The 13,004-nt window shown below is 70.9% G+C and carries 10 protein-coding genes; 7 read left to right on the top strand and 3 right to left on the bottom strand.

Features of this window, described 5'->3' with window-relative positions; genetic code table 11:
* Nucleotides 1–65 precede the first annotated feature (65 nt).
* Together OG698_RS21570 and OG698_RS21565 are read left to right on the top strand one after the other, a co-directional pair.
* A complete protein-coding gene (locus OG698_RS21570; protein ID WP_406104783.1) occupies nt 66–1,268 on the top strand; it encodes an FAD-dependent oxidoreductase in 1,203 nt (400 codons plus the stop codon).
* An 88-nt stretch (nt 1,269–1,356) separates the two neighbouring features.
* Nucleotides 1,357–2,181: an HAD family hydrolase gene (locus tag OG698_RS21565; RefSeq protein WP_406104782.1), complete on the top strand. Its 825-nt coding sequence runs from the start codon at nt 1,357–1,359 to the stop codon at nt 2,179–2,181.
* 216 nt (nt 2,182–2,397) lie between these two features.
* On the opposite strand, the gene OG698_RS21560 is transcribed toward OG698_RS21565, so the two are convergent.
* Both OG698_RS21560 and OG698_RS21555 read right to left on the bottom strand, forming a co-directional pair.
* Nucleotides 2,398–4,398 (bottom strand): CocE/NonD family hydrolase, encoded by a 2,001-nt coding sequence (locus tag OG698_RS21560; RefSeq protein WP_406111206.1) that lies wholly within the window; start codon nt 4,396–4,398, stop codon nt 2,398–2,400.
* A 28-nt stretch (nt 4,399–4,426) separates the two neighbouring features.
* Nucleotides 4,427–5,941, bottom strand: a complete 1,515-nt coding sequence (locus tag OG698_RS21555) for a peptide MFS transporter (RefSeq protein WP_406104780.1) — start codon at nt 5,939–5,941, stop codon at nt 4,427–4,429.
* Between the two features lie 224 nt (nt 5,942–6,165).
* Between OG698_RS21555 and OG698_RS21550 the strand changes: the two genes are divergently transcribed.
* The 5 genes from OG698_RS21550 (at nt 6,166) to OG698_RS21530 (ending at nt 11,854) form a co-directional block, all read left to right on the top strand.
* Entirely contained in the window at nt 6,166–7,176 is a 1,011-nt protein-coding gene (locus OG698_RS21550; protein ID WP_406104778.1) for a polyprenyl synthetase family protein, read from the top strand.
* Between the two features lie 218 nt (nt 7,177–7,394).
* Complete coding sequence (locus OG698_RS21545; RefSeq protein WP_406104777.1) at nt 7,395–8,408, top strand: CHRD domain-containing protein; 1,014 nt, start codon at nt 7,395–7,397, stop codon at nt 8,406–8,408.
* Nucleotides 8,409–8,639: 231 nt separating this feature from the next.
* Nucleotides 8,640–9,905, top strand: coding sequence for a LolA family protein (locus OG698_RS21540; RefSeq protein WP_406104776.1), 1,266 nt, complete (start codon nt 8,640–8,642; stop codon nt 9,903–9,905).
* A gap of 100 nt (nt 9,906–10,005) precedes the next feature.
* Nucleotides 10,006–10,962: an ABC transporter ATP-binding protein gene (locus tag OG698_RS21535; RefSeq protein WP_406104774.1), complete on the top strand. Its 957-nt coding sequence runs from the start codon at nt 10,006–10,008 to the stop codon at nt 10,960–10,962.
* The gene (locus tag OG698_RS21530) at nt 10,949–11,854 is read left to right on the top strand and encodes an ABC transporter permease (RefSeq protein ID WP_406104772.1); all 906 of its coding nucleotides are present in this window, start codon (nt 10,949–10,951) and stop codon (nt 11,852–11,854) included. The genes OG698_RS21535 and OG698_RS21530 overlap by 14 nt, the downstream gene beginning before the upstream one ends.
* 126 nt (nt 11,855–11,980) lie before the next feature.
* On the opposite strand, the gene rarD is transcribed toward OG698_RS21530, so the two are convergent.
* Nucleotides 11,981–12,952, bottom strand: coding sequence for an EamA family transporter RarD (gene rarD, locus OG698_RS21525; protein WP_406111204.1), 972 nt, complete (start codon nt 12,950–12,952; stop codon nt 11,981–11,983).
* Between the last annotated feature and the right edge of the window lie 52 nt (nt 12,953–13,004).

Raw genomic sequence — 13,004 nt, 5'->3', positions numbered from 1 at the left:
AGTACCAAGTGCCAAGTGTCAACGCGAAGTAGGAAGCAAATGTTCTTCCCTGGGGAGGGGACTTCGTGATTCATCCGGTAGCTGTCATCGGAGCGGGCCCGTACGGCCTGTCGACCGCCGCCCATCTGAGGGCACGCGGCATCCCGGTGCGCGTCTTCGGCGACCCCATGGTGAGCTGGCGCTCGCACATGCCCGCGGGAATGCTCCTGAAGTCCGTGCCGTCCGCCTCGAACATCGATGCCCCACAGCGCGGCCACGACCTCGTCGACTACTGCGACGCCGCGGGGATCCCGCGCCTCGTGACGGACGAGGACATCGTCCCGGTCGAGACGTTCGTCGCCTACGGGGACTGGTTCCAGCAGCAGCTCGTGCCCGACCTGGAGCGGGTCAGGGTCGTGTCGGTGGACCGGCGCGGACATGAGAACTTCGAGGTCAAGCTGGACTCCGGCGAGCAGTTCACGGCCCGCGCGGTCGTCGTCGCCACCGGTCTCTCGGGCCTCGACCACCTGCCGCACGAGCTCGCCGCGGCGGCGCCCGACGGCCCCGCCCCCACAGGCCCTGTCTCCCACAGCTCGCAGCACCACGACCTGTCCCGTTTCTCCGGCAGGGAACTCATCGTCGTCGGCGCCGGGCAGTCCGCCCTGGAGACCGCCGCGCTCGCCGCGGAGGCCGGGGCGAGCGTGCGGATCGTGGCGCGCGGCCAGGGCTCCGTACGATTCGGCGCGCCGCCGTGGGACCAGCCGAAGCTGCGCCCCGAGACGCCGTTCGGCCGGGCCTGGTCGCTGTACGCGCTGACGTACTACCCGCACCCGTACCGCCATCTCCCGCCGCAGGCACGGCACTTCCTCGTCCGGCGGGTGCTCGGGCCGCTCGGGGCGTGGTGGCTGCGCGAGCGGTTCGAGGACAAGGTGCGGGTGCGCGAAGTGGAAGGAATCGTGCGGTCCGCCGCGGCGGACTCAGGCGCGGCCCTCACGGTACGGGCCCCCGGCGGGCGCCGCGAGGAGCTGACCGCGGACCACGTCATCGCCGCGACCGGCTACCGCGTGGACCTCGCCGCGATGGACTTCCTCGGCGACGGTCTGCGGACCCGGATCGCCGCCAGCCGGGGCACTCCCAAGCTGGGGTCGGGCTATGTGTCCTCGGTGCCGGGGCTCTACTTCACGGGCATGCTGGGCGGGTCGTCGTTCGGGCCGGTGATGAGGTTCGTGTGCGGCACCGAGTTCGCGTCGCCGCGGCTGGTGAAGCATCTCGCGGCGGCACACGCGTGAGGCGCCCCGCGCTGGGGTGAACGGGCGGGGCGACGGAGGGGGTGACCGGGCGGAGTGACCCGGCGGAGCGGTCCGTATTCTCTCGATCATGCCCGCTCCGTTTCGCTCCGCTCCGTTCGAACTCATCGCCACAGACCTGGACGGGACGCTGCTGCGCGGCGACGACACGGTCTCCGAACGGACGCGCGACGCCCTCGCGGCCGCGGCAGCCGCGGGGGCCCGGCACCTCGTGGTGACGGGACGGCCCGCGCCGCGCGTGCGGCCGCTGCTCGGCGAGCTCGGCGGCACTGGCCTCGCGGTCTGCGCCCAGGGCGCCCAGTTGTACGACGCGGCGACGGACCGCGTCGTGTGGTCCCTGACCCTCGACCGCGACCTCGCCGAGCAGGCCCTCGGCAAGATCGAGGCCGAGGTCGGCCAGGTCGACGCGGCGGTCGATCAGGACGGTACGGATGGTCTGACACTCATCGAGCCGGGCTATGTGATGCCGCACCCCACGCTCCCCGCCGTGCGGATCGAGCGTCGCGAGGAGCTGTGGGCCGAGCCCATCAGCAAGGTGCTGCTCCGTCATCCCCGGCTGAGCGACGACGAGTTGGCGACGGCGGCCCGGGCGGTCGTCGGCGATCTGGCGACGGTCACCATGTCGGGCCCCGGCACCGTGGAGCTCCAGCCGTGCGGCGTCACCAAGGCGACGGGGCTCGCGCTGGCTGCCGAACGGCTCGGTCTGACGCCGGAGCGCACGATCGCCTTCGGCGACATGCCGAACGACCTGCCGATGTTCGCGTGGGCCGGCCACGGCGTCGCCATGGCCAACGCCCACGCCGAACTCAGGGCGGCGGCCGACGAGGTGACCCTGTCCAATGAGGAGGACGGGGTGGGGGTTGTCCTGGAGCGGGAGTTCGGGGGCTGGGCGTAGGCCGGCCGCCCGTATCGGCTGGCGAATGACAGATGCTGATATCTGTCATCTGTTACCCGTCATCTGACATCTGACAGTTGTCATCCGACAGCCGTCACCTGACGGTTGTGACCCGTCGCCCCCGGGCCACCCTCACCCCGCCTCACCCTCACCTCGCCTCACCCTCACCTCACCTCACCTCACCTCGCCTCGCCTCACGCTCACCTCCACCCCACCTCACCCCGCCGTGCGCGGAATCCGCTGCTCCCATGTCCGGTGGAAGACCACCTCGCCGCCGTCCCGGCACACCACCTCGTTGCTGGTGATGAAGTCCGTCGCGTCGCAGGCGATTTCGGAGCGGGTCTTGATCGTCACGTCCCATGCCAGCTCGGGGCGGTGCAGGCGGATCGACCAGTCGGAGCGGGTGCGCGCGCTGAGTGGGTCCGCCTCCTGGATGACGTACGTCTCCACGGCGTCCTCGGTGAATTCGAGGCCGTCGGGGTAGACCCGGGTGCCGCCGTAGCGCGGGTCGACCTCCAGGCGCCATTCGCCCTTGGCGACGTCGCGGACGCAGAGGCGCTCGGGGCGCTGTTCGTCCAGGGTGGCCGGGTAGACGACGCCCATCGGCTCGGACTGTTCGGGCTGTTCGAAGCCGATGTCGGCGCCGTTCTCGGCGTCGACCATCCTGACCGGCAGTTCGAGGGCGCTGCCCGCCGGGTCGAGGGTGAAGCCGGCCTCGGATCCGGGCTGCGGCCAGATCCAGGGCCAGTACGCGGACGACACCGCGAGGCGGATGCGGTGCCCGGCCGGGAAGGTGTGGCCGATGCCGTTCAGCTCGAAGGAGAACTCGTCCGTGGTGCCCGGGGGCCAGGCGACGGCCTTGTCGCGGCCCTCGCGCGAGGACAGGTTCAGGACGCCGCGTGTGACCAGCGTGGACGAGCCGTCGGGCGCCACGTCGCACACCCGGACGGCGACCTGCCCGCGCGGTACCTCGCTGGTGATCCGCAGCGTCACCCGCGGACGGCCGAGGACCTGCAGCTCCGAGGGCACCTCGAACTCGAAGCACGCCGACTTCGCGTCCTCGTCCCGCTGGTCCGGCGGCAGGTCCGCGTCGTTGCCGAAGGGGAAGAAGCGGCCCGCGTCCAGTCCCGTCTGCTGGGGCGACTTCACGATCACGGGCGGGCCCTGAAGGGCGTACGCGAGGGGCGCGACGTTCGGGGACGGCCAGGACGGGTCGCCGACCCAGTGGCCGGGCAGCGTCGGGTAGACGGTGGCGGGCGGGTGCGAGTCGCTGATCCAGGAGCGGAGTTTGGGCTCCGCCATGACGCCGTTGTCGGCGCCCTTGAGGTGGTGGTCCCACCAGCGGAGGGTCTCCTGGAGGAAGCCGATCGCGGGGCCCGGCGGCAGGCCGCGGTCCGGGTACTGGTGCGACCAGGGGCCGATGATCCCGCGCACCTGCTGGTCGGGCAGGTTCTCGACCAGGCGCAGGACGGTGTCGCGGTACGGGTCGTGCCAGCCGCCCACCGCGAGGACGGCCGCACGTACGGCGGTGTAGTCCTCGCAGACGCTGCCGTGCTGCCAGTAGGCGTCGCGCGTCTGGTGGCCGAGCCAGGTGTGGATGAACGGGTCGACCGCTTCGAGGCGCTTCAGCCACATGTCGCGCCAGCCCTCGCCGACGAACTGGGGGTCGGGCGGCCGCGACACGAAGGCGAGCATGGTCGCCGCCCACGCGTGCATGTCCACCGCGAGGACGGAACCTCCCATGTAGTGCACGTCGTTGTCATAGCGGTCGTCCGTCGAGCAGACCGTGACGACCGCCTTGAGCGGCTCGGGCGCGAGGGCCGCGATCTGGAGGGAGTTGAAGCCGCCCCAGGAGATGCCGAACATGCCGACCTTGCCGCTGCACCAGGGCTGTGCGGCCAGCCAGTTGACGACGGCGACCCCGTCCGCGAGCTCCGTCGTGTCGTACTCGTCGCCGGGCAGGCCCTCCGAGTTGCCGTGCCCGCGTACGTCGACACGTACGGAGGCGTAGCCGTGGCCCGCGTACCAGGGGTGGCGTTGCCAGTCGCGCGGCGCTGTCCAGTCGCTGAGGCGGTACGGGAGGTACTCGAGGATGGCGGGCACCGGCTCGTCGGTCACCGGACGCCAGATGCGGGCGAACAGCGTGGTGCCGTCCGGCAGGGGTACACGGACGTCCTCGCGGGTCGTCTCGTAGGGGAAGGAGGTGCGGATGGTGATGGCCGGGGTTTCTGACATGGGAGTCACCTCAGTGAACGGGGTGCATGGTCCTGCGCAGCCACGGCGCGAGCGCGATCACGGCCAGGCCGATGACGACGGCGATGGCGCCGTTGACGCCGAAGTACGCGGGATTGGAGACCTCGCCGTAGAGCTTCACGGTCTGTGCCTGGATGCCGTTGGCGAGGGCGAGCGACAGGAACCACAGGGACATGGTCTGGCTGGAGAAGGCCTTCGGGGCGAGCTTCGTCGTCGCCGACATGCCGGAAGTCTCCAGAAGGATGTCGCCGAGGCCGAGCAGCAGATACGAGCCGACGATCCACCAGGCGGCCATCTTGTACGTGTCCCCGCTGTGGCCCGAGGTGGGGATGACCATGAGAAGGAACGACAGACCGCCCAGGATCACACCGAACGCGATCTTGTTGGAGGCGTGCGGCTGACGCGGTCCCATCCGGGCCCACAGTCCGGCCACCACGGGGGCGAGCGCGACCTCGAAGGCGCCGAGCGCGGAGGCGTACCAGCTGGCGGGGAAGTGGAAGCCGAGGATCTCGGTCCTGGCATTCGTCGAGGCCAGCAGGATCATCGTCGAGTACGCCTGGAACAGGATGAAGTTGAAGACCACGGAGGCCAGGAAGAGCACGACGTACGGCTTGAGCCTGCCGCGCTCCTCGGCGGTCACGCGGGGGCTGCGGAACATGACCGCGAAGTACACGACCGGCGCGATGACCGAGATGACCGTGAGGACGTCCACGAAGCGGTCCATCGTCAGCCAGCCGGCCCGGACGAGGATCACGGCGAGTACGGCGACGACGACCGCGCCCGCGATCATCATCCGGACCGCGCGTCGCATCCCTTCGGGCGGCAGCGCGTACTCGGCGGCGTGTTTGCGCCCGGCCAGGTGACGTCGCCCGGCGACGTACTGGATGAGTCCGAACGTCATGCCGATCGCGGCGGCCGAGAAGCCCCAGTGCCAGCCCTTGTGGTCGCCGAGCCAGCCGGTGACCAACGGGCCCGCGAAGGCGCCGATGTTGATGCCCATGTAGTACAGCGCGAAGCCGGCGTCACGGCGCTCGTCGTCGGTGCGATAGAGCTTGCCGACCATGGTGGCGACATTGGGTTTGACCAGGCCGGTTCCCGCGCTGATCAGGCCGAGGCCGACCCAGGTCATGGCCGCCGTCGGCACCGCCATCGCGTAGTGGCCGCAGGCGATCAGGATGCCGCCGTACAGGACCGCGCGGTACGAGCCGAGGATCCGGTCGGCGAGCCAGCCGCCCCCCACCGAGACGAGGTAGACGAGCGTTCCGTACGCTGCCGATACGGAGGCCGCCGTCCCCGCGGACATGCCCAGGCCACCGTGTGCCACCGTGTCCGCGAAGTAGAGGACGAGGATGGCCTGCATGCCGAGGAACGAGAAACGCTCCCAGACCTCGAGGCCCGACAGCGTGAGCAGGCCGCGGGGCTGGCCGAAGAACGCGTGGTCGTCGCCCGGCGGCGGCTGCTCGCTCTCCGGATCGTTCGGCTCGGCCTCGGCCGTGGTGCGGGACAAAAGCGAGACTCCCGGTCTTCTCGGTCGTATGAGCTGATCAAGAACATACCGGGGGTGTTCGTGGGCCGCTCGGCCTGGTCTGTGCGGGCAGGCCCCCACTGTGATCGAAACGCGACCGGATACGCTGACTTGAGTGATGGCAGCGACACATCGACAAACCGTGTCATCGACCAAATGATCGACCGAGTTCGCCATGTGATCGTCAGCAGACAGGAGAACCTCTCGTGACCGTCGTCGGGACTTTCGGTCTTAGCGTGCGGGACCAGGCTCTCGAAGCCGATGTCCAGGCCGGGTTGGCGGCTGTCGAGGAGGGTCTGCTCGAGGCGACGAAGAGCGGGGTCCCCTTCATCACGGAGGCCGCGCAGCATCTCGTCCGTGCGGGCGGCAAGCGCTTCAGGCCCCTCCTCGCGATGCTCGCCGCGCAGTTCGGCGATCCGTACGCGCCGGGTGTCGTGCCCGCCGCCGTCGTCGTCGAGCTCACGCATCTCGCGACGCTCTACCACGACGACGTGATGGACGAGGCCGACGTGCGCCGCGGCGTCGACAGCGCCAACACCCGCTGGGGCAACTCCGTCGCGGTCCTGACCGGCGACTTCCTCTTCTCGCGCGCCTCGCACATGCTGGCCGACCTCGGGCCCGAGGCCGTCCGCATCCAGGCGGAGGCCTTCGAACGCCTTGTCACCGGGCAGATCCTGGAGACGGCCGGACCGCGCGACGGCCGCGACCCGGTCGACCACTACCTCGACGTCCTGGGCGGCAAGACCGGCTCGCTGATCGCCGTGGCCGTGCGGTTCGGCGCGATGATGTCGGGCGCCGACGAGCGCGTCGTGGACGTCCTCGCCCAGTACGGCGAGCGGCTCGGCGTCGCCTTCCAGCTCGCCGACGACGTCCTGGACATCGCCTCCGACTCGCACGAGTCCGGCAAGACCCCCGGCACCGACCTGCGCGAGGGCATCCCCACGCTGCCGGTCCTCCGGCTGCGCGAGCGTGCCGAGCAGCTCGGCCTGCCCGAGGACCGCGCCCTGTGCGAGCTCCTCGACTCCGACCTGACGGACGACGCGCGCCACGCCGAGGCGCTCGCGCGACTGCGCGTCCACCCCGCCCTGGAGCAGGCCCGCAAGGACACGGTGCGGTACGCGGAGGAGGCGCGGGCGGCCCTCGCGCCGCTGCCCGAGTGCGCCGCGAAGGCGGCTCTCCTGGAGCTGTGCGACGCGGTGGTGCACCGGGCGGGCTGACGCCCTCCCGTCTCACCGGGCCGCCGCGCGCGGGCCGGTGAGGTCGGTGGCTGTTGCTGCTCGACCCCGGGACCGTGGTCCTTGCGGGGTTCCACTCGACCGGATTGCGGTGTGATGCAGGTCACATCATTGGATTGAGTCCAAGCTGAGATTCGTTCCGTACTCATGCCTGGAAGCCGGCGCAGGGGGTGCCGGCTCCGACAGGGGGAACAACGATCATGGGCACTCTCGGAACGATTTCGAAGCGGCGCAAGACCCTCGTGCTCGCCGGGGTGGCGGCCGCTGCCGCAGCCGGTGTGACGGCGGCCGTTCTGCCGGCCGTCGCGGACAACGGCGAGCGCGGGGGCTCCGGCCACGCGGCGCACGGCGTCCAGTCTCTCGACGCCCACGGCTCGCTCTCCGGCGGGCGGGGCGGCGCGCTCTTCGCGGCCGGCCTCAACGGCGCGGCGGAGGTACCGGTCAAGGGCGGCCCCGCCGTGGGCGACAAGGATGGCGCGGCCCTCGAGTTCATCAAGGTCAAGGGCGACCGGGTGTCGGTCGCGGTCAAGTGGCGGGGCACCGCGAAGCCCACCATGCTCCACATCCACGAGGGCGCGAAGGGCACGAACGGCGGGGTGAAGGTCGACTTCACCGGCCTCCTCGGCAGGATCAGGAACCACCAGGTCACCGGCTCCGTCACCGTCAAGGACCGCGCCCTGCTCGGCCGCCTGACGAAGAACCCCGGCGGTTTCTACGCCAATCTGCACACCGCCGAGTTCCCGGGCGGCGCCGTCCGGGGCCAGCTCCACAAGGTCAGCACGGACTTCGCCTTCCGCGACGCGCTCTCGCACGTGCAGGCCTCGGTCGTGCGCGGCCGGCAGATCTATCAGTGCCGGAAGGCGGACGACGGGTCAGGCGCGTACGCCTTCGCGCAGCACGACGTGCGCGCCGTACTCGGTGGCAACATCGTCCACACCTTCACGGCGCCCAACTCCGGTACGCCGCAGTGGATCGCGCCCGACCACAGCGCCGTCACCGGCAAGCTCATCGGCAAGACCCCGAACGGCGACGGGAACATCCCTGAGCTGGACCTCAGGGCCACGCAGACCGGCAAGCGGCACGGGCTGCTCTCCGGCACCGCCGAGATCCTGCGCCTGAACACGGTCGGCGGAGTCGCCCCGGCGGGCAGCTGCGACCCCGGCACGGTCGTCGGAGTGCCGTACCGGGCCGACTACGTGTTCGTACAGCGCTGACCGACCCGCGGAACCGGCGGCGTCTCCCCTACGGGATGGGGGAGGCGCCGCCCTCTCGTGTCATACCGCGGGAGTACGCGGAGTTGATCCTGGGGTCTGACGCTTCCGCCCGGCCGATTTGGTCAGATTGATAACACCACTCCCGACCAGTTCGGGTGAGAATGGCGGCTTGGGGTGGACACACGAGCAAGGACGGTAGGCCGCCGCCCAACACGGAGGTAGGGCAACAACATGGCACCGTACGAATCCGAAAGCGCCGGTCGTCGCAAGGCGACCCGCTATGTGGTCCCGGTCGCGGTGGTGGGGGTGGCCGCGGCGACGATCGGGCTCGTCCCCGCGCTGGCCGACTCCGGCAGCCCCGATCTGCCGAAGCTCAGCGCGCAGCAGCTCATCGAGAAGATCGCCAAGTCGGACGTGCAGCAGATGTCCGGCACGGTGAAGATCTCCACGGATCTCGGACTCCCGTCCCTGGGCGGTATGGCGGGCGGCTTCACCCCGGGCGCCGGCGGCTCCTCGGACGGTGGGGACGGCAAGGCGGGCTCCGCCGCCGACCCGCAGTCCAAGCTGATGGAGCTCGCCTCCGGCACGCACACGCTGCGCGTCGCGGCGGACGGCCCGGACCGGCACAAGCTGTCGGTCCTGGACAACGCGGCCGAGTACAGCGTGATCCACAACGGCGACGAGGTCTGGGCCTACGACAGCGCCTCGAACGAGGCGTACCACTCCAAGGATGCAGCTGCCGCCGGTGACCGGGCCGAGAAGCGCAGCAAGGGCGAGACGCCCAAGGGCGTCCCGGCCACGCCCAAGGAGCTCGCGGACGAGGTCCTGAAGGCGTCCGGCAAGACGACGTCGATCTCGGTGGAGGGAACCTCGCAGGTCGCGGGGCGTGACGCGTACAAGCTGCTCGTCAAGCCGAAGCAGGCCGGTTCGACGGTCGGCGGGATCACCATCTCGGTGGACGCGAAGACCGGTGTGCCGCTGAAGTTCACGCTGACGCCCGCGGGCGGCGGCAAGGCGGTCGTGGACGCGGGCTTCACCAAGGTGGACTTCGCCGAGCCGGCCGCTTCGACGTTCGACTTCACCCCGCCGAAGGGCACCAAGGTCACCGAGGGCGACGACCTCAAGGCGCAGGACAAGTCCCACGCGCCGAAGGACCTGCCCAAGGACCTCCCCAAGGGGATGCCCAAGGAGCTGAAGGACGCTCAGGGCGGCGGCATGAACGACATGAAGGTCATCGGCGAGGGCTGGACGTCCATCGCCGAGCTGAAGCTGCCCGGCGGGCAGGGCCTGCCGACGGGCGGCTCGGGCTCGGGCGACGTCCCGCCGGAGGCGCAGAAGTTCATGGACGCGCTCGGCGACCATGTGACGGGCAAGTTCGGCTCGGGCACGGTCTTCTCGACCCGCCTGGTCAACGCGCTGATCACGGACGACGGCAAGGTCTACGTGGGCGCGGTCACCAAGGACGCGCTCGTGAAGGCGGCGAACGCGGCGCAGTAGCCGTACGCGGCAGGAGAGTTGGCAGTCAGGAGTGGAGGCGCCGGTCCCGGTGCCTCCACTCCCGCACTCCACCAGGACCGACGGGCACGACGGGAGCGAGATGGTGGCAAGCACTGCCGAGGAGTCCGTGATCGAGACGCGGGCCCTCACCAAGCGCTACGGCGGCGACCAGCCGGCGGTCGACGGCCTCGACCTCACCGTCCCCGCCGGCAGCGTCTTCGGCTTCCTCGGGCCGAACGGCTCGGGCAAGACCACCACCATCCGCATGCTGATGGGCCTGATCGAGCCGACGTCCGGCGCGGCCAGCGTCCTCGGCCGCCCCATGCCCCGCGCGACCCGCACGGTCCTCCCGCACGTCGGCGCGCTCATCGAGGGCCCCGCCCTGTACGGGTTCCTGTCCGGCCGGGACAACCTGATCCGGTACGACTCCGCTGACCCGGCCGCCGACCCCCGCACCCGGCGCGCCCGCGTCGCCACCGCTCTGGACCGGGTGGGCCTGACGGCCGCCGCGGGCAAGAAGGCGAAGGCGTACTCGCTCGGCATGAAGCAGCGCCTCGGGCTCGCCGCCGCGCTGCTCCAGCCCCGCAAGCTCCTCGTGCTCGACGAGCCGACGAACGGACTCGACCCGCAGGGCATGCGCGAAATCCGTTCCCTGGTGCGGGAGTTGGCGTCGGACGGCACGACCGTCTTCCTCTCCTCGCACCTCCTCGACGAGATCGAGCAGGTCTGCACGCACGCGGCCGTGATGGCGCGCGGCCGGCTCATCACGCAGGGCCCGGTCGCCGACCTCGCGGCGGGGGCCCGCGGCCGGCTCGTGGTCACGACCCCCGACCCGGGCGACGCGGCGCGCGTCCTGAAGGAGCGGGGCATCGCGGACCTGACCGTGACGGACGACCAGGTGACGGGCGAGCCGCCCGGCCCCGGCACCGACCTCGCCGAGCTGAACGCCGCACTGGTCACCGCGGGCGTCCGCGTCCGCGGCTTCGGACTCGAACGGGCTTCGCTGGAGGACGCGTTCGTGGCCCTGACGGGAGAGGGATTCGATGTCGCGGGCTGAGGCCACGACCGCCGCCACCGTCACCGCCGCCAAGGACGCGGCGCCCGTGCGGAAGTGGATCTGGACGCTCGGCCTGTTCCGCAGCGAGCTGGTCACCACGTTCCGCCGGTGGCGCACGATCGCCCTGCTCGCGGTCCTGGCCGGGGTGCCGATCCTCGTGGGGATCGCCGTCAAGATCGAGACGAGCGGCGGTTCACAGGCCGCGGGCGGCGGCGCGGGAGGGCCCGCGTTCATCGCGCAGATCACCAACAACGGCCTGTTCCTGGTCTTCACCTCGCTCGCCGCGACGCTCCCGTTCTTCCTGCCGATGGCCGTCGGGGTGATCGCGGGTGACGCGATCGCCGGCGAGGCGAACGCGGGGACGCTGCGCTATCTGCTCGTCGCCCCCGCGGGCCGCACCCGCCTGCTCCTCACCAAGTACGCGACCACGATGACGTTCTGCCTGGTCGCGACGTTGGTCGTGGCGGCGACGGCGCTCGCCACGGGCGCCCTGCTCTTCCCGCTCGGCGACCTCGTCACGATCTCCGGTACACGGATCGGCTTCGGCGAGGGTCTCGTACGGGCTCTGCTGATCGCCCTCGTCGTGGCCGCGTCACTCGTGGGGATCGCCGCGCTCGGACTGTTCGTCTCGACGCTCACGAACAGCGGGATCGCGGCGATGGCGACGACGGTGGGCCTGCTCATCACCGTCCAGATCCTCGACCAGATCCCCCAGCTGCACGCGATCCAGCCGTATCTGTTCTCGCACCACTGGCTGTCCTTCGCCGACCTGATGCGCGAGCCGGTCTACTGGGACGACCTGCTCAAGAACCTGGGCCTGCAGGGCCTGTACGCGGCCGTGTTCGGCTCGGCGGCGTGGGCGCGCTTCACGACGAAGGACATCACGGCGTAGCCAACCACCGCACTGGTACGCCTCGTACGGGAAGCCGCAGCGTGACCGTCAGCAACCGCTGGCTGATCCCGTCGATCGCGCGGCGCGGCTGCGTGAAGCTGGGCGCGCCCGTGTCGGCGCGCGGGATCAGGCGGCCGGCTCGCGCCGCGGATCCGTCTCAGGCTGCGTCTGCGTCTGTGGCTGAGTCCGCGTTTGCGGAATCGACTCCGCTGCCGACTCCGGCACCGTCTCCGGAGCCGTCACCCGTGCCTCCTGCTCGGCGAGCGCGATCCGCCCCCGCCGGGCCGTCCGCAGCGCGTCCCACGTCAGGAGCGTGAGCGCCACCCATACGAGAGCGAAGCCCGCCCAGCGTTCGGCGGGCATCGCCTCGTGGAAGTACAGGATGCCGAGCAGGAACTGGAAGACCGGTGCCAGGTACTGGAGCAGCCCCAGCGTCGACAGCGGTACGCGGATGGCGGCGGCGCCGAAGCAGACCAGGGGGATCGCGGTGACCAGGCCCGTCGCCGCGAGCAGCGTGGCGTGGCCCGCGCCGTTGCCGAACGTGGACTCGCCCTGCGAGCCGATCCACAGCAGATAGGCGAGCGCGGGCACGAACTGGATCGCGGTCTCGGCGGCGAGCGACTCCAGGCCGCCGAGGTTCACCTTCTTCTTCACCAGGCCGTACGTGGCGAAGGAGAAGGCGAGGCAGAGGGAGATCCAGGGCGGCTGCCCGTATCCGAAGGCGAGGACGAGGACCGCGGCGAGGCCGACGCCGACCGCCGCCCACTGCGCGGGCCGCAACCGCTCGCCCAGGAGCAGGACGCCCATGGCGATGGTGACCAGCGGATTGATGAAGTAGCCGAGTGACGCCTCGACGACATGGCCCGCGTTCACGGCCCATATGTAGACGCCCCAGTTGACCGTGATGACGGCCGCGGCGACCGTGACGAGCGCCAGCCTGCGCGGGTTGCGCAGCAGCTCACCGGCCCAGGCCCAGCGGCGTACGAAGAGCAGGGCGATGCCGACGACGGCCAGCGACCACACCATGCGGTGGGCGAGGATCTCACCGGCGCCGGCGGGCTTGAGCAGGGGCCAGAACAGGGGCACCAGGCCCCACATCCCGTAGGCCGCGATGCCGTTCAACAGTCCTGTCCGCTGTTCGCTCCTCGAC

The sequence above is a fragment of the Streptomyces sp. NBC_01003 genome, assembly GCF_045162695.1.
Classification (GTDB): Bacteria; Actinomycetota; Actinomycetes; order Streptomycetales; family Streptomycetaceae; genus Streptomyces.
Note: the sequence above shows the minus strand (reverse complement) of the source record. Positions and strands in the feature narration are given on the sequence as shown.